This window comes from Skermanella aerolata KACC 11604 (genome assembly GCF_000936425.1).
GTDB lineage: Bacteria > Pseudomonadota > Alphaproteobacteria > Azospirillales > Azospirillaceae > Skermanella > Skermanella aerolata.
Window position 1 is genome coordinate 145336 of sequence record NZ_AVFK01000016.1, and the last position, 20592, is coordinate 165927.

The 20592-nt window shown below is 64.8% G+C and carries 21 protein-coding genes; 9 read left to right on the plus strand and 12 right to left on the minus strand.

What is annotated here, in order from left to right; genetic code table 11:
• Positions 1-64 precede the first annotated feature (64 nt).
• Complete coding sequence (locus tag N826_RS19840) at positions 65-640, plus strand: YqgE/AlgH family protein (protein WP_044431662.1); 576 nt, start codon at positions 65-67, stop codon at positions 638-640.
• Between the two features lie 102 nt (positions 641-742).
• Here N826_RS19840 and N826_RS19845 read toward each other — a convergent pair whose 3' ends face one another.
• Together N826_RS19845 and N826_RS19850 are read right to left on the minus strand one after the other, a co-directional pair.
• A complete protein-coding gene (locus N826_RS19845) occupies positions 743-2128 on the minus strand; it encodes an HlyD family type I secretion periplasmic adaptor subunit (RefSeq protein WP_052831626.1) in 1386 nt (461 codons plus the stop codon).
• A gap of 2 nt (positions 2129-2130) precedes the next feature.
• On the minus strand, positions 2131-3858 hold the full coding sequence (locus N826_RS19850) for a type I secretion system permease/ATPase (protein WP_044431664.1): 1728 nt from the start codon (positions 3856-3858) through the stop codon (positions 2131-2133).
• Positions 3859-4430: 572 nt separating this feature from the next.
• Here N826_RS19850 and N826_RS19855 point away from each other — a divergent pair.
• Positions 4431-5798 carry a TIGR03013 family XrtA/PEP-CTERM system glycosyltransferase gene (locus N826_RS19855; RefSeq protein ID WP_280178486.1) on the plus strand — a complete coding sequence of 456 codons (1368 nt, stop codon included), beginning with the start codon at positions 4431-4433 and terminating at the stop codon, positions 5796-5798.
• A gap of 19 nt (positions 5799-5817) precedes the next feature.
• Here N826_RS19855 and N826_RS40300 read toward each other — a convergent pair whose 3' ends face one another.
• The 8 genes from N826_RS40300 to N826_RS19895 are packed head-to-tail and all read right to left on the minus strand — an operon-like array spanning position 5818 to position 13777.
• On the minus strand, positions 5818-6504 hold the full coding sequence (locus N826_RS40300) for a tetratricopeptide repeat protein (protein ID WP_052831633.1): 687 nt from the start codon (positions 6502-6504) through the stop codon (positions 5818-5820).
• A 54-nt stretch (positions 6505-6558) separates the two neighbouring features.
• The gene (locus N826_RS40305; protein WP_052831635.1) at positions 6559-7638 is read right to left on the minus strand and encodes an Rpn family recombination-promoting nuclease/putative transposase; all 1080 of its coding nucleotides are present in this window, start codon (positions 7636-7638) and stop codon (positions 6559-6561) included.
• 30 nt (positions 7639-7668) lie between these two features.
• Positions 7669-8352, minus strand: coding sequence for a cysteine hydrolase family protein (locus tag N826_RS19870; protein WP_044431667.1), 684 nt, complete (start codon positions 8350-8352; stop codon positions 7669-7671).
• Positions 8353-8386: 34 nt separating this feature from the next.
• Positions 8387-9925 carry an ABC transporter ATP-binding protein gene (locus N826_RS19875; protein WP_044431668.1) on the minus strand — a complete coding sequence of 513 codons (1539 nt, stop codon included), beginning with the start codon at positions 9923-9925 and terminating at the stop codon, positions 8387-8389.
• Complete coding sequence (biuH, locus tag N826_RS19880; protein WP_044431670.1) at positions 9922-10599, minus strand: biuret amidohydrolase; 678 nt, start codon at positions 10597-10599, stop codon at positions 9922-9924. The genes N826_RS19875 and biuH overlap by 4 nt, the downstream gene beginning before the upstream one ends.
• Positions 10596-11516, minus strand: coding sequence for an ABC transporter permease (locus N826_RS19885; RefSeq protein ID WP_044431671.1), 921 nt, complete (start codon positions 11514-11516; stop codon positions 10596-10598). Before N826_RS19885 ends, biuH begins: the two co-directional genes overlap by 4 nt.
• 3 nt (positions 11517-11519) lie before the next feature.
• Positions 11520-12623 (minus strand): ABC transporter permease, encoded by a 1104-nt coding sequence (locus tag N826_RS19890; protein WP_044431672.1) that lies wholly within the window; start codon positions 12621-12623, stop codon positions 11520-11522.
• Positions 12624-12634: 11 nt separating this feature from the next.
• Complete coding sequence (locus tag N826_RS19895; protein ID WP_044431674.1) at positions 12635-13777, minus strand: BMP family ABC transporter substrate-binding protein; 1143 nt, start codon at positions 13775-13777, stop codon at positions 12635-12637.
• A 274-nt stretch (positions 13778-14051) separates the two neighbouring features.
• On the opposite strand from N826_RS19895, the gene atzF reads away from it, so the two are divergent.
• Entirely contained in the window at positions 14052-15863 is a 1812-nt protein-coding gene (atzF, locus tag N826_RS19900; protein ID WP_044431675.1) for an allophanate hydrolase, read from the plus strand.
• Between the two features lie 20 nt (positions 15864-15883).
• The gene (locus tag N826_RS19905) at positions 15884-16249 is read left to right on the plus strand and encodes a DUF3126 family protein (protein ID WP_308518292.1); all 366 of its coding nucleotides are present in this window, start codon (positions 15884-15886) and stop codon (positions 16247-16249) included.
• Positions 16250-16289: 40 nt separating this feature from the next.
• Here the strand turns inward: N826_RS19905 and N826_RS19910 are convergent, their stop codons facing one another.
• A complete protein-coding gene (locus tag N826_RS19910) occupies positions 16290-16991 on the minus strand; it encodes a GntR family transcriptional regulator (RefSeq protein WP_044431676.1) in 702 nt (233 codons plus the stop codon).
• A 170-nt stretch (positions 16992-17161) separates the two neighbouring features.
• Between N826_RS19910 and N826_RS19915 the strand changes: the two genes are divergently transcribed.
• The 3 genes from N826_RS19915 to hpxZ are packed head-to-tail and all read left to right on the plus strand — an operon-like array spanning position 17162 to position 19145.
• On the plus strand, positions 17162-17395 hold the full coding sequence (locus N826_RS19915) for a DUF4089 domain-containing protein (RefSeq protein ID WP_044431678.1): 234 nt from the start codon (positions 17162-17164) through the stop codon (positions 17393-17395).
• The gene (locus N826_RS19920) at positions 17392-18756 is read left to right on the plus strand and encodes an AtzE family amidohydrolase (protein WP_044431681.1); all 1365 of its coding nucleotides are present in this window, start codon (positions 17392-17394) and stop codon (positions 18754-18756) included. Before N826_RS19915 ends, N826_RS19920 begins: the two co-directional genes overlap by 4 nt.
• A gap of 14 nt (positions 18757-18770) precedes the next feature.
• Entirely contained in the window at positions 18771-19145 is a 375-nt protein-coding gene (gene hpxZ, locus N826_RS19925; protein WP_044431683.1) for an oxalurate catabolism protein HpxZ, read from the plus strand.
• Between the two features lie 18 nt (positions 19146-19163).
• Here the strand turns inward: hpxZ and N826_RS45345 are convergent, their stop codons facing one another.
• Positions 19164-19352, minus strand: a complete 189-nt coding sequence (locus N826_RS45345; protein ID WP_044431684.1) for a DUF3553 domain-containing protein — start codon at positions 19350-19352, stop codon at positions 19164-19166.
• A 148-nt stretch (positions 19353-19500) separates the two neighbouring features.
• Here N826_RS45345 and N826_RS19935 point away from each other — a divergent pair, with 148 nt between their 5' ends.
• Together N826_RS19935 and N826_RS19940 are read left to right on the plus strand one after the other, a co-directional pair.
• Positions 19501-20130, plus strand: coding sequence for a histidine phosphotransferase family protein (locus N826_RS19935; RefSeq protein WP_044431686.1), 630 nt, complete (start codon positions 19501-19503; stop codon positions 20128-20130).
• Between the two features lie 269 nt (positions 20131-20399).
• The coding region (locus N826_RS19940) for an Hpt domain-containing protein (RefSeq protein ID WP_044431688.1) at positions 20400-20592 on the plus strand (193 nt) is incomplete at its 3' end.

Genomic DNA, 20592 nt, shown 5'->3' on the forward strand with positions numbered 1-20592 from the left:
GGCCTGTTGATACGGTGAGATCAGCCACCACATTTCGGGCCTTGAGGAATACGGAACGGCACGAATGACTGAAGCAACGCGCACGCCCCAGTATCTGACCGGCCAATTGCTGATCGCCATGCCGGCCATGCCGGACCAGCGTTTTCAGCGCTCGGTCATCTATATTTGCGCCCATAATCCAGATGGCGCCATGGGCTTGGTGATCAATAAGCTGTTCGGGTCCATTACGTTCCCCGATCTGCTGGAACAACTTGGAATCGACACGCCCGGCCATGCCGCCAACATGCGGGTGCATTTCGGCGGACCAGTCGAGTCGGGTCGTGGCTTCGTTCTGCACTCCACCGATTTCGTGCGCGAAGGCACCATGACGGTGGACGACGATGTGGCCCTCACCGCCACCGTCGATATCCTGCGCGCCATCGCTGACGGCCGCGGCCCCAAGAACGCCATGCTGGCGCTTGGCTATGCCGGTTGGGGACCTGGTCAGCTCGATGCGGAAATGCAGGCGAACGGCTGGCTCAACGCCCCGGCGGACGACGCACTGCTCTACGACCGCGATCTCGACACGAAGTGGGAACGCGCGATCGCCAAGCTGGGCGTCAGCCTGTCGATGCTGTCCGGCGAAGCCGGCCACGCTTGAATCCTGTGGGAGTTGATGAAACGCGTTGGGCCACGGCCCAACCTACGAGTGATGCGTAGGTTGGGCCGTGGCCCAACAACTCCACAATCCAACTTCCGCTTTCTACTCGCGCATGGCCCGGACGATGGTCTCGCTCATCGGCTGGAGCAGGTACGACATCAACGTCCGCTCGCCCTTTTTGATCACGACCTCTGCAGGCATGCCGGGGATCATGTTGAGGTTGGCGATGCTTTCCTTGCTCTTGTCGTCCACCAGAACCCGGACGTTGAAGTAGGGCTGGTTGGTCTTGGGGTCGATCAGCCGGTCGGCGGAAACCGTCTTCAATTGGCCGTGGATCATCGGCGTGGTGCGCTGATTGAAGGCCGGGAAGCGGATCTCGGCCGGCATGCCGACTTCAAGGCCGTCGATATCGGCCGGCTGGATCTGGGCATCGACGACCAGATGGTCGTTCTGCGGCACGATGTCCAGGATGCGGCTGCCCGGAGCGATTACGCCGTCCACCGTATGGACCGCCATGTCCACGACGATTCCGGCTTCGGGTGCGCGCACTTCCATGCGGCTCAGTTCGGCCGTGGTGGCATGCAGCCGTTCCGACGATTCGAACAGCTTGGCCTGGGTGGTGCGAAGGTCGGTCTCGACCTGCTCCAGGAAGGTCTTGCGGGCCTGGGTGATCTGAAGCTCGGCTTCGCCGATCGACTGGCGGACGCCGGCGATACGGGCCAGGATCTCGCCCCGTTCGGCGATCAGCACTTCCACTTCACGCCGGTACTGGAGCACCTTGTTGGTCGGGGCGTTGCCGCGCTCGGCCAGTTCGCGAAGGCCGGCCAGTTCCTGGTCCAGCAGCGCGCTCTGCCGCAGTTTCGCCTTCTCCTGAAGCTCCATGCCCGAGATCTGCTCGAGCGACTGGGCGATCCGGTTGCGCAGGATCGAGGTCTGGCCCGTCAGGCTGTCTCGCCGGGCGTCGAACAGGCGTTGCTGGCCGGCCAGCGTCTCCGCCAGATCGCGCTCGGTCTTTGCCCGCTCCAGCAGCTGGGGCGGGAACTTGATGGTGGCAAGTCCGTCCCGTTCCGCCAGCATCCGCGCTTCCTCGGCCAGCGACAGGTCGACCTGGGCGCGCAGCATCTGGGCCAGCGAGCGCGTCTGGGTCGGATCGAGCCGCAGCAGGACGTCGCCGATCTCCACATGCTGGCCGTCGCGGACCAGGATGTCCTGGATTATGCCACCCTGAAGGTGCTGGACCGACTTGCGAAAGCTGTCGACCACGATGGTCCCGCTGGCGATCGCCGCGGTGCTGAGCGGCGCGAAGGTCGACCATGCGGCGAGCCCGCCGAAGGCGGTCAGAATGACCAGCCAGCCGGTCGTCACCGTGCGGCCGTACTTCGTCGGATAGTTCGGCTGGTGGAGCGTCCTGGCGTTCCGCTTTTCGAGGGCCGACTTCCCCGGAAGTCCTGGGAGAAGGGCGGCGTTGGTATCGATTACGCTGGTCATGGTCAGGAAGCCTGCTGGGCGGTGATGCCCGGCTGGGCCGCCGGGGCTGTCGCTACGACGGGGCGGGTGAAGCGGGCGAGCACTTCGGCCCGGTTGCCGAACATCCGGACGGTGCCTTCGGCCAGGACGAGGATTTGGTCGGTCACGCCCAGGATGCTGGGACGGTGCGAGATGATGACGACGGTGGTGCCGGTGCGCTTCAGCTCGGTGATCGCGAAGACCAGCGCCGCTTCGCCCTCGTCGTCCAGGTTGGAGTTCGGCTCGTCCAGGATGACGAGGCAGGGGCCGCCATAGACGGCGCGGGCAAGCCCGATCCGCTGGCGCTGGCCGCCCGACAGGGCGCAGCCGCCAGTCCCGATCGGCGTGTCGTAGCCCTGGGGCAGGTGCAGGATCATGTCATGGACGCCGGCGCGCTTGGCGGCGGTCACGATGGCCTCGCTGTCCATTTCGCCGAAGCGGGCGATGTTCTCGGCGACCGAGCCGTCGAACAGCTCGACGTCCTGCGGCAGGTAGCCCATGAAGTCGCCGCGCGCTTCCGGGTCCCAGTTGTGCAGGTCGGCGCCGTCGATCCGGACGGTGCCGGCATAGGGCCGCCAAGCGCCGACCAGCAGGCGGGCGAGCGTCGATTTGCCGGCGCCGCTCGGGCCGATCACGCCAAGGACCTGACCGGCGGGCAGGTCGAAGCTGACCCGCGACAGGGTCGGAGCGGAACTTCCCGGCGGCACCACGACGACCGTCTCGACCTTCAGGTCGCCGGTCGGACGGGGCAGCGCCACCCGCTCCTGATACTTGGGAACGCGGTTCAGCAGCTCGGTCAGGCGGCGGTGGGCGATACGAGCGCCGACGAACTGCTTCCAGGTGCCGATGGCCTGCTCGACCGGAGCAAGCGCCCGGCCCATCATGATGGAGCCGGCGATGATCAGGCCGGGCGAGATCTGCTCGTGGATCGCCAGATAGGCGCCCGCACCCAGAATGGCGGTCTGGAGCAGCAGGCGGATGAACTTGGTCAGGCCCATGATGACGCCGGCGCGGTCGCTGGCGATCGCCTGGAGCCGCAGGATCTCCTCGCGGCGGCCCGCCCAGCGGTCGCGGAAGTTGCCGAACATGCCCATCGCTTCTAGCACTTCGGCATTCCGCATGCTGCTGTCGATGGCGCCGGCCGCCACCACGGCGTTCTTGTTGGCCTCTTCCAGCGGCTTCTTGGTCACAGCCTCGTTGATGATGGCGAGACCGAACAAGGCAATGCCGCCGACCAGGGCGATCATGCCGAGTACAGGGTGGAACATGAACATGACCGCCAGGATCAGCGGCGTCCAGGGAGCATCGAAGAAGGCGAAAATGCCGGCGCCCGTCAGGAACTGGCGCACCGTGTCGAAATCGCGGCTCGCCTGTCCGGGATTGGCTCCGATCCGGTGAAGGCTGGCCTGAAACTGCGCCGACAATATGCGTTCGCTCAGGAGCTGGTCCATCCTGCCGCCGACCCGTACCAGGATCCTGGAGCGGATCACTTCCAGCATGGCCATCACGCCCAGCAGGCCGACCGTGATCAGGGTCAGCATCAGCAGGGTCGCTTCGCTCTTGCTGTGCAGCACGCGGTCGTAGACCTGCATCATGTACAGCGGCGATACGAGCATCAGCAGGTTGATGAACGCACTGAACGCCGCGGTCATGAAGAAGGCACTGCGGCAGGTGGCCAGAGCCGCCTTCACTTCCGATTTCTTTTCAGTCATCCCGTCTTGCTTCATGAGTTAAGAGGAAAAGCATTTTGGAAATCCAGCAAAATTACCTGGAATCCGGGTGCATTCCCTGGGGCTATCTGGGAAGCAGAAGTACCCTATTCAGGGTTAACGAGTCACTAAACGATACCTAAAACGATCTGTAACATTTGTGGAAAACCAGATGAAACAATTTTGCGGCATTGCACAACACGGCTCACTCCCCGCCAGACTCCTGAATATCTGATCAGTATACCTGGATGTAATTGTCGCTGATCCCCGGCAAGGCCGGAATGCCCGATAACTGCATAGCCCTTCCGGACTGAGTGGGTGGATAAGCTAAAGTTGCCTCCCGTCTATAATTTCTTGTTTTCGGACAAGGCGGTACGACAAAAGGTTTGCCCATTTTATGCACAAGAACGAGTGTGCATCCGCTCACCGGTGATATCCTCCCGATTCAAGACGACAATGGTCGAGGCTCGGGAACTTGGAAGCCTTTTCGTAAGAATTTATAGAATTCCATCAAAAGGGCTTCAGGTATGGAAAAGCCGAGTGGGGGATGAATTAGTATGATCCGCGTATTTAATATGTTTGTTCCGACATCTTTCCTTCTCCTGGCTCTAGCGGACGCCGGGATCCTTGGTAGTGCGATGGTCGTGTGCCTGAGCATGAGCTATGCAACACTTCACATCGTCCTGACCAATCAGGAAGGCCATCTTCACCAGACCGCGCTCTTCACGATCATCACCATTCCCTGTCTTTTCATGATGGGGTTGTACGAGCGGAAATACCTTCTCACCCTTAAGGTCCTGTGCCTCCGCATCCTGATCGGGCTCGGCCTGTCGTTCCTCTGCCTGATGACTATCTTTTACGTGGCTCCTGGCAGCCGCATCTGGATGAGCGCCCTGTTCCCGGCGCTGGCCCTGAGTTCCCTAGGGCTTCTCGGCAATCGGGTCGTGCTGACGCGGATCTCCAGCATCTCTTCCCTCAAGAACCGCGTGCTTGTGCTCGGCACCGGGCCGCAGGCCCAGCGGATCGAGCGCGCGGAGCGGGAATTGAGGCCGGCGAACTTCATCGTCCTCGGCTTCGCCCCGGTGGAGCCGTGCAGCACCTGCGTCGCGGAGGAGCGGGTGGTGCGGGCCAACGACCTGCTGGCATTGTCCGAGAAGCTTCGCGCCGACGAGATCGTGGTGGCGCTGGAGCACTCCGAGCTGAGCATGCCGCGTGAGACCCTGCTCCAGTTCCGCCTGCGCGGCATCCGCATCCTGGATACCGCGACCTTCTTCGAACGCGAGTTCGGCCAGCTGGAAATCGACCGGCCCTATCCGAACTGGCTGCTGTTCTCCAACGGCACCACGATGGGACGGTTCGAAACGGCCGCGAAGCGGACATTCGACATCGCTGTCAGCATGGCCTTCCTGCTATTCGCCCTGCCTCTGCTCTGCTTCACGGCGGTGGCCGTCAAGCTGGAGGACGGCGGACCGATCTTCTACCGGCAGGAGCGGGTCGGGCTGAACGGACGCAAGTTCTCGGTCATCAAGTTTCGCAGCATGCGGGTCGATGCGGAAAAGGACGGGGTCGCCCGCTGGGCTTCGGTCAACGATCCCCGCGTGACCTTCATCGGCGGCATCATCCGCAAGATCCGGATCGACGAGATCCCGCAGATCTTCAACGTGCTGCGCGGCGAGATGAGCTTCGTCGGCCCGCGCCCCGAACGGCCGTCCATCGTCAACGACTTGATCAAGGACATGTCCTGCTACCCGTACAGGCATATCGTCAAGCCGGGCATCACCGGATGGGCGCAGGTCAACTATCCCTACGGCGCGTCGATTGCCGACGCGCGCGAGAAGCTCAAGTTCGACCTGTACTACGTCAAGAATTGCAGCCTGATGCTCGACCTGATCATCCTGCTCCAGACCGTCCGCGTCGTGATCTGGCCGCAGGGGGTTAGGTAAGACAGGGCTTCAGCCACGATCAGGGCAGTATGTCGTCCTGCAAGTTCTGAAGGATCTCGGCGGCGTCCTCGTCACCCTGTTCGACGGCGGCTTCCAGCAGATCGACGATGGTGACCTCGTCCGGCGGGTCCTGGTCGGTCATGTAGAGCACTGCTAGCCGTGTCATCGCCGAGGCCTCGCCGCCATCGGCGGCCATCCGGTAGAACCGCTTGGCCTCGTCCCGGTCCACCGCCTGACCGAACATCCCCTGGTCATAGGCCAGTCCGACATTGAACGCCGCCTTGGTGTTGCCGTACTCCGCCGCCAGCAGGTAATGGCTGAAGCCGACATCGGGATCGGCGGACACTCCGGCGCCTTGGATGTAGCAGTCGGCGATCATGCCATGCGCCAGCGCCGTCAGCGCGTGTTCCGGGTGCTGGGGATCTTCGGTCTGGTCGGCGGCATCTTGAAGCAGCGCCAGCGCCCGTTCCGGGTCGGGATCGCCCATCTCCGGGTCGAGCAGCATGGCCGCCCGGTTGATCAGGGCGGACGGCTCCGGCGACATCTCGATCAGGGCATCGAGCACGGCGGCGATGCGGGCATGGTCCGGCTCGGGGTCTTGCACCAGCAGGCTCGCCAGCAGCTTGGCCGCATTGGTGTAGCGGCCGGCGGCGACGCTGTCCTCCGCCGCTTCGTAGATCAGTTGAAGTTGTTCCCAGCCGAGCATCAGGGTTCCGTCAGTTGAGCGTTGGAACGCTGAATGTGGGGATGGATCGACGGATTATGAGAGGCTGGCCTTCTCGGGAGCGAAAACCTCGTCCAGCGTCCGGGCGTCGAGCAATCTTTCGCCCCAGGTATCCAAGGTTTCGGTGCCGGCTTCATTGATGCGGGACGTTACTTCGGCGGGGAGCGGACCGAACCGGCGAGCCAATTGCCGGGTTAGAAGACGCGCTTGGCCCTGCGCCACGCCTTGCTCCCTTCCCTCGGCAATGCCTTGCTCCATTCCCTGCGCGACACCTTGCTTCATTCCCTGCGCGACGCCTTGTTCCATTCCCTCAACAATGCCTTGCAGCAATCCCATCGCCTTGCCTTCGTCGATCCATTCCTGAGCGATATTCGACACCATGGCAGGTCCCGCCTTTTCCTTGATCGTGGTCAGCAACCGTATGGCTTCGTCTCGATCGATCTGCCGAAACGCCCTGAAGATATACTTTATCACGACGCCGCAGAAAAGATCGTGCCAGATCTCAGCCGTGACGATCGCCTCGATGCTGACGAGATCGGCGTCTCGGGTCGCATGCTTCAGCGCCATCAGGCCGGAACGGAGCAAGGCGAATCGGGAGAGTTCGTGGTCCGCCTGCGAGCCGAGGTCGGACAGGAAGTAGCGGAAATCCGGCACGATCCCGGCCAGCGCCCTTTCCGGATCGAACAGGGTCGGATCGAACAGGGCGGAGAAGCCCAGGGGAACGTTCCACGGCTCCGCTCCGTGATAGACGACCATGGGGATGATGACAGGAAGCGGTTTGCCGCCTCCGCCGGTGAGATACCGGTACCAGATCGCGATCACATAGCGCAGAAGCTGGAACGCGACCATCGCGTCCGGATAGCTCTTGTGTTCGAACAGGATATAGATCAGTGCCGGATCGCCGCTTGTCAGGTCCATGCTGAACAGCAAGTCGGAATGCTGGCTGCGAAACTCGGGATCGACGAAGCTCCCAGCCTCCAGCCGGGGTTCGGTGTCCGCGAACAGCGCGGTCACGGCTTCCGGCAGTCGCTCGCGCAGGAACGCGCAGGCTACCCCCGGCTGGGTCATCAACTCCTTGAAGAACTGGTCGTGCGGGCTGGCGGAGGCAGTGGTCATGCCTCCGTATGCTCTAACGAAAGTGGTAGATCAAGCGGTTTGGAGTGCCGCCAGCACCTCGTCGATCGTCGCGGTCCAGCCGACGATGGCGCCCTGTGCCCGGATCATGTCCAATGTCGACTGCTTGAACGCCGGGAAGTAGCTCTCCGTCGCGTCCTCGACCAGCAGGCATTCGAAGCCCCGGTCGTTGGCTTCGCGCATCGTCGTCTGGACGCACACTTCCGTCGTGACGCCGGCGAACAGCAGGTGCGTCGTCCCAAGCCGGCCCAGGATCTCCGACAGGCCGGTGGCGTAGAAGGCGCCCTTGCCGGGTTTGTCGATCACGATCTCCCCAGCTATCGGTGCAAGCTCGTCCACGATGGCGTTGCCGGGTTCGCCTGCGATCAGGATGCGGCCCATCGGTCCTTCATCGCCGATCCGCAGGTCCGAATTGCCGCGCAGGCGCTTGGCGGGCGGGCAGTCGGACAGATCAGGCTTGTGGGCTTCCCGCGTGTGGACGACGGCGATGCCCGCAGTACGGCAACCCTCCAGCAGCCGTTTCACATTGGGCACCAGATCGGCCAACGGCCGCACGTCGTTGCCCAGCGCCTCGCCGAAGCCGCCGGCCTCGACGAAGTCGCGCTGCATGTCGATGATGACCAGGGCGGTCCGACCGCGCGGAAAAGCGAAGGGGTAGGGCTGCGCCGTGGCAACGGCCGTCAGGGAATCCGCCATGGGACCTCGTCGATCGACAGGAGTGTAAGGGCGGTCAATGCCCGGCCATGTGCTGGCCGATCACCGACAGGTCGGCATCGGGAGTGGGCGTCTCATAGACCAGATGGCCGTCGAACATCACCAGGATGCGGTCGGCCAGTTCGAACAGCTCGTCCAGGTCCTCGCTGACCAGCAGCACGGCGGCACCCCGGTTGCGCGCCTGCATGATCTGCGAGCGGATCTCCGAAACCGCCGCAAAGTCCAGGCCGAAGCAGGGGTTGGCGACGATCAGCACGCGGACGTCATGGGCCAGTTCCCGCGCCAGCACGGCGCGCTGGACGTTCCCGCCCGACAGCGTCCCTATCGGGGCGTCCGGGCCGGGGGTCTTCACCTTGTAGAGCGAGATCAGGTCGCGGGCCGCTCCCCGCATGGCGCTCCCGTTCAGCCACCAGCCGCCGCGCGCGAAGGGCGGGTCGTCGAAGCTGCGGAACGACATGTTCTCCGCGACGCTCATGCGGGCAACGCAGGCGTTACGCAGCGGCTCTTCCGGCAGGAGGCAGAGCCGGTGGCGCTTGATCTCGGCGCGGGTGGCGCCGTAAAGCTCGCCGCCGATCCGGACCTCGCCGGCTGCCGACGGACGCTGACCGGCCAGCACCTCGACCAGCTCGCGCTGACCGTTGCCGGAAACCCCGGCGATGCCGACGACCTCGCCCGCCCAGACCGTCAGGTCCAGGTCCTCCAACGCCGGCAACCCGCCGTCGTTGAGCGCCTTCAGCCCGGTTATCTGAAGCCGGGGCTCCCCGATGGCATTGTCGAGTCGCGACGCTCCATGCGGGATTTCCCGAGCGCCGATCATCATCTCCGCCATATCCGAGCGTGACAGGTCCGCGACCCTGCCGGTCCCGGCGAACTTGCCCCGGCGCAGCACCGTCACCTCGTCGGCATAGGCCATCACTTCGCGGAACTTGTGAGTGATGGTCAGCACCGTCAGCTTGCCCTCGCGTGTCATGCGGCGCAGCAGGCCCAGCACCTCGTCGGCCTCTCCGGGTGTCAGGACGGAAGTCGGCTCGTCCAGGATCAGGAAGCGGTTCTTCAGGTAGAGCTGCTTCAGGATCTCCAGTTTCTGCTTCTCTCCCGCTGCCAGGGCCGAGACCGGCACGTCGAGCGGTACCCGGAACGGCATTCCCGCCATGAAGGCGTCGAGCGCCCTCCGCTCGTCCGCCCACTTCACCACCGCCGGGACATGCGACCGCGACAGCACGAGGTTTTCCGCCACCGTCATGCCGGGGACCAGCGTGAAGTGCTGGTAGACCATGCCGACGCCCAGCGCGTGGGCATCGCGCGGGTTGGCGATCTCCCGCTCCTGCTCGCCCACTGCCACCTGTCCCTGGTCGGCGTGGTAGTAGCCCATGATGCACTTGACCAGCGTGCTCTTGCCGGCCCCGTTTTCTCCCAGCAAGGCGTGGAAGCTGCCGGCGGAGACCCGCATCGTCACGTCGTCCAGGGCGGTCAGCCCGCCGAAGCGCTTGGTCATGCCGACGGCTTCCAGGCCGAGCGCGCCGTTCGCGTGGGTCCGCAGGAACGGGGCGTTCATGACAGCACCCTCAGCAAATCGGTGGAACGGGCGACGGCGCCGAAGACCCCGCCCTGCATCTTGACCATCTTGACGGCCGCCTCGTGGTTGCCCCGGTCGGTGGCGCCGCAGCAGTCCTCCAGCAGCAGGCATTCGTAGCCGCGGTCGTTGGCTTCCCGCATCGTGGTGTGGACGCAGACATCGGTCGTGATGCCGGTCAGGACGATATTGCGGATGCCACGCTGGCGCAGCATCAGGTCGAGGTCGGTGGCGCAGAAGCTGCCTTTGCCCGGCTTGTCGATCACCGGCTCGCCGGGGAGGGGAGCCAGTTCCGGGATGATGTCCCAACCCGGCTCGCCCCGGACCAGGATGCGCCCGCACGGTCCCGGATCGCCGATGCCGGCGCCGATCCTTTGCGACCGCCAGCGCTTGTTGGCCGGCAGGTCGGCAAGGTCGGGCCGGTGGCCCTCCCGCGTGTGAAAGATCGTGAAGCCGCCTTGACGCATCGCCGCCATCAGCCGCGCTATCGGCTCGATCGGGGCACGGGTCAGTGACAGGTCGTAGCCCATGGCATCGACATAGCCGCCCTTGCCGCAGAAATCGGTCTGCATGTCGATCACGATCAGGGCGGTATTGGCGGGCCGGAAGTCGCCGTCATAGGGCCAGGGATAGGGATCGGAGTCGATATGTGTCATTTCGTGATACTCAGTTCGCCCGGAGCGCCGGCCAGGGTACGGGTCGGCGAGCAGGTCGCGATCATGATGACCAGCGTCAGCACATAGGGAGCGGCGTTGAACAGGTAGTATCCCTGACTGACGCCGACGGACTGGAGCGCCGGACCGAGAGCGCCGGCGCCGCCGAACAGCAATGCGGCGCCCAGGCACCGGATCGGATGCCAGCGCGCGAAGATCACCAGCGCCACCGCCATCAGCCCCTGTCCGCTCGACAGGCCTTCGTTCCAGCTTCCCGGATAGTAGAGCGACAGGAACGAACCGCCGATCCCCGCCAGGAAACCGCCGGCCATGGTGGCGGCCAACCGGACCAGATCGACCGAATAGCCCATGGCGCGGGCGGCGTCGGCGCTGTCGCCGACCGTCCGGACGATCAGCCCCCAGCGCGTGTTAGTCAGCACCCAGAGCAGGAAGGGTGCCAGCAGCAATCCGATGACGAACAGCACGTTGATCTGCAGGGCCGCGCGCACCTGCGGCACGTCGCTCCACCAGCCGAAATCGATGGCGGGCAGGATCGGCGCCTGCGGCTGGATGAAGGCCTTGCCCAGGAAGAAGGCCAGTCCGGTCCCCAGCAGCATCAGCGCGATGCCGACCGCGATGTCGTTGACCCGCGGTAGGCTGCAAATCGCCGCATGAAGCATGCCAAACAGCGCCCCCGCCACACCGGCGACCAGCACGCCCAACCAGGGCGATCCCGTCAGGTACGAGATCGCGTAGCCGCTCATGGCGCCCATCACCAGTGTGCCTTCGAGCCCCAGGTTGATGCGCCCGCTCTTCTCCGTCAGCAACTCGCCCAGGCTGACGAACAGGAAGGGGGTACTGACCCGGATCGCACCGGCCAACACTGCCAGCACCACGCCCCACCAGCCGAGATCTTCCATGGCCTAGCCCCTCGGTTGAAAGATGCGGAACCGGCCATACAGCGTGTCGCTGGCCAGGATCATGACGAAGGCGATGCCCTGGAGCACCAGGATGGTGGCGTCGGGCAGATCGAGCCGGCGCTGGAGCAGCCCGCCGCTGGCGGCGATCCCGCCGAACATCAGGGCTACCGGGATGACTGCCAGCGGGTTCTGCCGGGCGATGAAGGCGATCAGGATGCCGGTATAGCCGTAGCCGGCCACCAGCGAGGCCTTGGCGCTGCCATGCACCGCCGCCACCTCGACCATCCCTGCCAGCCCCGCCGACGCTCCGGCCAGGAAGCAGGTGATCATGCTGAGCGTGGTGACCGACAATCCTGCCATCCGGGCCGCCCGGACGTTGCCGCCGACCATCCGCGCCCCGAAGCCGAACGTCGTCCTTTGCATCAGGACATAGGCGGCAAGGCAGGCGATCAGCCCGAACACCAGCCCCCAGTGGACGTCCAGCCCTGGAATGGAGCCGATCATGTTGGCCTCGCCCAGCGGCGGGGTGGAGGGCTTGTTGAGGCTGGCCGGATCGCGCAACGGTCCTTCGACCATGTGGTTCATCAAGGCGATCGCGATATAGGCCAGCAGCAGGCTGGAGATCGTCTCGTTGACGCCCCTGAACTGCCGCAGCGCTCCGGCCAGTGCTATCCACGCGCCGCCCGCCGCCATGCCGGCCATGGCCATCAGGCCGAGCAGCAGCCATGGTGGAACGCCGATCAGGGCGGCGCCGACAGCGGCGGAGACGAGGCCGCCCATCACCAGTGCTCCCTCGCCGCCGATGATGACGAGGCCCAGCTTGGCCGGCAGCGCCACGCACAGCGCGGTCAGCAGCAGCGGGGCTGTCCGCTGCAAGGTGTTTTGCCAGGAGAACCAGGTGCCGAAGGCGCCCCGGTACATCAGTGAGTAGGTTTCCAGCGGGTCGGCCCCGGCGGCCGCCACGAAGAGGCCGAAGACGATGGCCGTCGCCAGCAGTGCTCCGACCGGGATGAGGATGGCCTCGGCGCCCCGACGCACCGAGTCGAGCGAGAAGCCGGGGAACAGCGGTGACGCCGTCCGGGGCAGGCGGGCGATCTGGTCGACCATCGTCCCGGCCCTCAGGAGGTCGAGCCGATGACGCCCTCGGTCAGCCAGTCCATCCCTTCCAGCCACATGTCGGTCTGGCCATAGGATTGCCCGGCGGCGATGATCTCCTTACCGGCGTTGGTCCTGATCGGGCCGGCGAAGATCGGGAAGTCGCCCGCCATCATTTTCGCCTTGACCGCTTCGGACGCCGCCTTCGACTCGGGACTGACGGCGGGACCATAGGCGGAGGTCTTGATGAAGCCGTCCTTCATCCCGCCCCGGACAAACTGTCCCGGCTTCTCGCCCGCCTTGGTCTTCTCGACGAAGTCCTTGTACACGGTGATCCAGTTCCACTCGGCGCCGGTCAGGTAGCCCTTGGGCGCCAGCGGCGCCTGATTGGCATGGTAGCCGCAGGTGTAGATGCCGCGCCGCTCTGATGTCTCCACCACCACCTTGGGACTGTCCACGTGGCAGGTGATGACGTCGACGCCGGCATTGACCAGCCCGTTGGTCGCCTCCGCCTCCTTGACCGGCATCGACCAGTCGCCGGTGAAGATCACCTGCGTGGTGATCGTCGGGTCGACCGAGCGGGCGCCCAGCGTGAAGGCGTTGATGTTGCGCAGCACCTGGGGGATCGGCTTGGCCGCGACGAAGCCCAGCTTCTTCGACTTGGTGGCATGGCCGGCGGCGATGCCGTTGAGATACTGACCCTCGTCGATATAGCCGAAATAGCTGCCGGTGTTGGCGGGATGGACGCCGGCCTTGAACATGCCGCCGCAGTGGCGGAACTCGATATCCGGGTACTTCTGCGCCACTTTCAGCATGTGCGGGTCGAAGTAGCCGAACGATGTCGGGAAGACCAACGTCGCGTCGTCCAGGCTGATCATGCTTTCCATGGTCTTCTGGACGTCGGAGGTCTCCGCGACCTTCTCTTCCTCGACCACCTTGACGCCGCTCATCTTGCGCAGGATGGCAGCCGCTTCGGCATGGGCTTGGTTGTAGCCGAAGTCGTCGCGCGGCCCGACATAGATGAACCCGACGGTCAGGTTCTTCGCGGCCAGTGCGGACGGGAACGGCGATCCGCCTGAGAGGGCGCCGGGCAGGGCGGTACCGGCTGCGGTGCCGGCCAGCAGGCCCAAGGCAGTGCGGCGTGAAATGCCATGATGTCCCTTCATCAGCACCCTCCATCCTGATCAGATTATTCGTTGATGCGAGGAATATTGCAAAAGGCATACCATCGGCTCTTTGCCGCATTGCAGCGGGATTCGCGGTATTGGCCCGTTCGCGCCATGCCCAGACCTTGGGCGAAGTCTTGTGTTAGAGACTAAAATTTATGCAATATAGGCAGATGCCTATGTTCAACTTCATTATCATATTGAATTACAACAATAAAAATATTGGCGTAGTGTATGCATGATCGCATACAGGATTTTTGGGAGCGCTTGAGCGATGATCGACACGAGTCTGGACCTGACGACGCTGGCCGATGGCTATGACAGCGGTGTGCTGAGCGTCACGGCCGTCATGGAAACCGTCCTGGCCCGGATCGAAGCAGCCGGCGACGATCATGTCTGGATCGCGCGGTGCTGTGCCGAGGAAGTGCTGGGCCGGGCAGCGCGTCTCGACGCCATGCCGCGGGAAGAGGCGGCGGCGCTGCCGCTGTTCGGCATTCCCTTCGCGGTCAAGGACAACATCGACGTAGCCGGCATCCCGACGACGGCCGCCTGTCCCGATTTCGCCTATACCCCCGAGCGGACGGCGACCGTGGTCCAGCGCCTGCGGGACGCCGGCGCCGTTCTGATAGGCAAGACCAACCTGGACCAGTTCGCCACCGGCCTCGTCGGCGTCCGCTCGCCCTATGGCGTGCCGCGCAACCCATTCGACGCGCGCTACGTTCCGGGCGGATCGAGTTCCGGCTCGGCTGTCGCGGTGTCGTCCGGGCTGGTCAGCTTCTCGCTCGGCACCGATACGGCGGGATCGGGCCGGGTGCCGGCGGCTTTCAACAACATCGTCGGCCTCAAGCCGACCAGGGGCGCACTGAGCACATCGGGCGTCGTCCCGGCCTGCCGCTCGCTCGACTGCGTCTCGATCTTCGCATTGACCAGCGACGATGCCGCCGCCGTCTTCGACGTCGCCTGCGCCTTCGATCCGCAGGACCCCTATTCCCGCCCGCTTCGGGACGAGCCGCTGCCGGCGTCCTTCCGCTTCGGGGTGCCGCAGGCCGCCAACCTTCATTTCTTCGGCGACGAGGCATCCGAGGCGCTGTTCGCCACCGCCGTCGAGCGGCTGACCGCCTTGGGCGGACACCCCGTCGCCATCGATTTCGCACCTTTCCGCGAAACGGCAGAACTGCTCTACAGCGGTCCCTGGGTGGCGGAGCGGATGGCGGCGATCGAGCCGTTCCTCCGTTCCCATCCCGACAGCATCCATCCCGTCACCTATGCCATCACCTCCAACGCCGACCGCTACAACGCTGTCGATACCTTCCGTGCGATGTACAGGCTGGAGGAGTTGCGCCGTGCCGCATCCGCCGTGTGGAAGACCATGGATGTCCTGCTGGTGCCGACGGCGGGGACGATCTACACCGTCGATCAGCTCGAAGCTGATCCGGTGGCGCTCAACTCCAATCTCGGCGCCTACACCAACTTCACCAACCTGCTCGACCTGTCGGCCATCGCCGTTCCCAACGGCTTCGGCCCCCTGGGCCTACCGCTGGGCGTCACGTTCATAGCACCGGCCTGCCATGACCGGGCCCTGGCTGATCTTGGCGCCCGCTGGCAGGCGGAGACGGGATTGACGCTGGGGGCGACCGGGGCGGAATGCCCGCCGCCCAAGGGGCAGTCCGTTTCCTCCTCCGGCATCAGCGTCGCCGTAGTCGGCGGCCATATGGAAGGATTGCCCCTCAACCACGAGCTTCTGGAGCTTGGCGCCCGCAAGCTGGCCGCCGTCCGGACCGAGCCGGCATATCGCCTGTACGCGCTTCCGGGCTTCAACCCACCCAGGCCGGGCCTGCTGCGCGTGGCCGACGGGGATGGTCATGCGATCGAGGCGGAGGTCTGGGAAATCCCGGTGGCGCGTTTCGGCGAGTTCATGGCCCGGATCCAGTCGCCGCTCGGCATCGGCACCGTCCAGATCCAGCGGATGGGAGCCGTCAAGGGCTTCCTGTGCGAGAGCCGAGGGACGGCCGGGGCCGAGGATATTTCGCATTATGGCGGATGGCGCGCCTATGCGGCGGACCGGCTTCAAGCCACGACAAAGTAGCGGTCGAGGGCATTACGGACTTGCGCAACGGCCTCCGGTGCAGCAACACGGAGGGCCAGCCCGATGCCGTCCTGCCGAAGCGCTGCATCATTATCGGGTACGAGCCGCCGCAACTGTATGTCGAGACTGTGATGACCCCCAACGAAATCGCCAGGGTTCAGGATTATCTCCGCCGGACTTTCGGAAACGACCGGATCACCATCGTGCCTCCGCCCAAGCGCGGCGCGCCGATCGAAATGCTGATCGGCGACGAGTTCATCGGAGTGGTCCACCGTGACGAGGATGAAGGGGAGGTATCTTACGACCTCCACATCACCATCCTGTCCGAGGATCTGCCCCCCGCCAGCGCAGTGCCGGCCGGGACCAAGGGTAAGCCGACGCGCTGATCCGCGCGTAATTCAATCCGTCCTGCGCGGGCGCCGCCGGTCAGCGGCGCCCGCCGCCCGCCAGTGCCTTGGCCTCGCGGCCTTCCTCCGCCAGATAGTCGCCGAAGGCATGCTCGACGGTCGCCAGATGGGCGCGCATCGCCTTGAAGGCACTGTCGCCGTCGCCGCGCACGATCGCGGTGACGATCTGGTCGTGCTCGGCGAAGGATTTCGCCATGCGCCCCAGGTTGCGGAACTGGGCGCGGGAGAACGGCGACAGGCGCTTGCGCAGGGCCACGGTCGTTTCCGCCAGGAAGCTGTTGTGGCTCCCCTGATAGATCAGGTCGTGGAAACGGATATTGGCCAGGTGATACTGGTCCGGATCGCCACGCCGGACGAGGTCGCCGACATCGTGATGGACCGCTTCCAGGGTCCGGCGCTCGGTTCCCGTCATCTTCTCCGCCGCCAGCCTGCCGCACGCGGCTTCCAGTTCGGCCAGCGCTTCGAACAGTTCCGACAGTCCTGTCGTGGTCATCGGCGTCACCAGGGCGCCCTTGTGGGCACGCAGGACGACCAGCCCGGTCGAGGAAAGCTGCTTCAATGCTTCGCGGACAGGCGTGCGGGATACGCCGAACCGGTCGGCCAGCTCCTGTTCGTCCAGCCGGACTCCGGGGAAGACCCGGCCGCTCATGATGTCGTCCGCAATCGCTTCGCGGATCTCGTCCGCCCGCGTGCGCCTTAGTTCGATCCGCTGTTCACTCACCCTGACGCATACTCCAGGTCCTTGAAGGGCCGCCCACAATTTGGGCATCGATGCAACGCTTTGCCAGCGCCGCCGGGCCGCCGCACCCGCTTGCACGCCGCATTCCAGCTACATCCATGCCAATGGCATGCCGGTTGCTGAGGTATACTCGGCTACACCAGGGAGGGACTATGCCAGATAGCACTTTCGATGCCGTAAAGCATGTGGAGCACATGGCCGCGGTCCTTGGTCTCGCCGTCGATCCGGTCTACATGCCCGGAATCGTCGGCAATATGGCCCGCACAGCGGAAATCGCCCGGCTCGTGACCGATTTTCCCCTGTCGGACGACACGGAAATCGCTCCGACCTTCCATCCGGCCCAGGTCCATCCGGCCATGCCTCATTCAGGGAGCGAAGGCGCATGATCGGCCGGTCGAGCACGGTGCTGGAGACGGCGGCGGCGGTCCGGAGCGGTGCCGTCAGCGCCATGGACGTGACCCAGGCGGCGCTGTCCCGGATTGCGGCGGACGATCCCCGACTCGGAGCCTTCACGGAGGTAACGTCCGACCGCGCCCTGGCGCAGGCGGCCAAGGTCGATGCGGCGATGGCGGGAGGCGGCGATCCGGGACCATTGGCCGGCGTGCCCTTCGCGGTCAAGAACCTGTTCGACGTCGCCGGGCTGCCGACCCTCGCCGGATCGAAGATCAACGCCGATCATCCGCCGGCCCCCTCCGACGCCGTACTGATCCGGCGGCTGACCCAGGCAGGGGCCGTGCTGGTCGGCGCGCTCAACATGGGGGAATACGCCTACGACTTCACGGGAGAGAACTGCCACTACGGCCCATCCCGCAACCCGCACGATCCTTCGCGCATGTCGGGCGGCTCGTCCGGCGGATCGGGCACGGCGGCGGCGGCCGGGTTCGTTCCGCTGACGCTGGGGTCCGATACCAACGGGTCGATCCGGGTGCCGTCGTCCTTCTGCGGGTTGTTCGGCCTCAAGCCGACCTTCGGCCGCCTCAGCCGGGAAGGGACCTTCCCCTTCTGCTACAGCCTGGACCATCTGGGGCCGCTGGCCCGATCCGCCGCCGATTTGGCGGCCGCCTACGATGCGATGCTGGACCCCGCCGGCAAGGACGAGCCGGTAACGCCCGGCCTCGGCCGGGGCGCCGACGGCTTGCGGATCGCCGTCGCGGGCGGCTACTTCGCCAAGGGCGCTCTGCCGGAAGCCTTCGAGGCGGTGGCGACGGTGGCCGCAAGCCTGGGCGCCACGGAAACGGTGACGATCCCGGAAGCGGCGCGCGCCCGTGCCGCGGCCTATGTCATCACCACGGCTGAGGGCGGCAACCTTCATCTGGAGCGGCTGAGGACGCGCGCGGAGGACTTCGATCCCGCCACCCGCGACCGCCTGCTGGCCGGCGCCATGGTGCCGTCGTCCTGGTATCTCCAGGCGCAGCGCTTCCGGCGCTGGTACCATGACCGGGTAATGGAACTGTTCGCGAACGTCGATATCATCCTGGCCCCCGCCACTCCCTGCACCGCGCCGCCGATCGGGCAGGAGACCATGGTGCTGGACGGCGTGGAGATGCTGGTCCGGCCTAATATCGGCATCTTCACCCAGCCCTTGTCGCTGATCGGCCTGCCCATCGCGGCTGTCCCGGTCCAGCGTCCCGGCGGGCTCCCCATCGGCGTCCAGGTCATCGCGGCGCCCGGCCGGGAAGACCTGGTCCTGCGGGTTGCCGCCCAATTGGAACTGTCGGGCGTCTGTGCGGCACCGGTCCCGAACTGAAGGAAAACACCGATATGGAAATCAACGATCCCGAGACGCTGGCGGAGGTCGCCGCCGCCTTCGCCCGGTACGAAACCGCCCTGGTGACCAACGATGTCCCCGTCCTGGACGAGCTGTTCTGGGACAGTCCCCATACCCTGCGCTTCGGCGTCGGGGAGAACCTCTACGGCTACGCGGAGATCCGGGAGTTCCGCGCCGCCCGCCCGTCGGCCGGGCTGGCGCGGGAGATCTTCAACACCGTCATCACCACCTATGGCCGCGACTTCGCGACCGCCAACACCGAGTTCCGCCGGGAGGGAAGCGCGAAGACGGGAAGGCAGAGCCAGACCTGGATGCGGACGCCCGGCGGGTGGCGGGTGGTCTCCGCCCATGTCAGCCTGCTGGGATAGGCTTCAGGCCCAGTCCTTTTAGGCCAGATCGGTTTCCGGATCGACCACGGACAGAGAGATGACGGCGGCGTTGATCACGACCTTGCCGGCATGTTCGAAGTTGACGGTAACGCGGGTGCCTATGGCCGACTGGACTTGGCCGAAGCCCCAGTCGGGCTGGCCGGGGTGGCGGACGATCGCGCCCGGAACGATGAACGGGTCGTTCAAACCCTGCCTCCTGCCGTTGTAGCTTCCGATGTATCTTTTCCAGGGATCGAATGCCGCAAGGATAATCTTTTGCGAGCAGAACCAATCCGTACCATGATAGGTTAAACAGTCTGTGCGAGAATTTGACAGCAGGGATCGACCAAGCGACATGAAGACCGATCTTGATATCCGCGTGGTCGAGTTACTGTGCTCCAGATTGTGCCACGAGCTGGTCAGCCCGGTGGGTGCTATCAACAATGGCGTCGAGCTGATCGAGGAGATGGGCGCCGAAATGGCGGACGAGGCGATCGGACTGATCGCCCACAGCGCCGATCAGGCATCGCGGCGCCTGCGCCTGCTGCGGCTTGCCTATGGGGCGGCCGGCAGCGACCGGGCCGGCCTCGATGAAGCGGCTCAGGCCGCGGAAGCCTATTTCGCCGGAGGAAAGATCAAGCTGGAGTGGCCGTCCGGCCGGCTGGACCAAAGCGGCCAACTGCTGTCGGGTACCGGCAAGGTGCTGCTCAACCTCGCGATCCTGGCGGAGGAAGCACTGGCCTATGGCGGCAGGATCGTGGTCGGTCCCGACCCTGACGGTCACCCGCTCGTGACCGCCGCCGGGCGCAACGCGGGACTGAAGGCGGAAACCATGCAGGCCCTGTCCGGCGAGATCGCTGTCGAGAACCTGACGCCGCGTACGGTTCACGCCTACGTGACCGGATGCTTTGCCCGGCACGTCAACCTCACGTTGACGACGTTTCGGGAAGCCCCCGATTCTTTCGCGTTCAGCTTGCGCAATTAAATCAAAAAATTCCGTTTTCTAAATAGTCTCCGGATGAATGATCCGGCGACGTCCGATTCATGCCTTCTTCACACGCATTGTCATATGTCATGCGCTCGGGTATATCTCACGTCTTAGGCCTTTTTCTAAAATGCTGGAGTAAGATTGTTTTAATCAGTGTTTGGCAGGCTGAAAGGGTCCCGGAGTGAACGCCTGCCGGCATGGCGTCGTGCATTCTTGGGCTCGGATGGCAAAGCGACAAGCCCAAAAACGGCGTGGGAAATATCGTCATGGATGATCTGCTCAGCGAATTTTTGACCGAAACGTCGGAGAATCTGTCGGTTCTCGACGTGGAACTGGTCCGGCTGGAGCAAAACCCGAATAATCCTGAACTGCTCAGCAACATTTTCCGGCTGGTCCATACGATCAAAGGGACCTGCGGTTTCCTCGGTCTCCCTCGCCTCGAGCATGTCGCTCACGCGT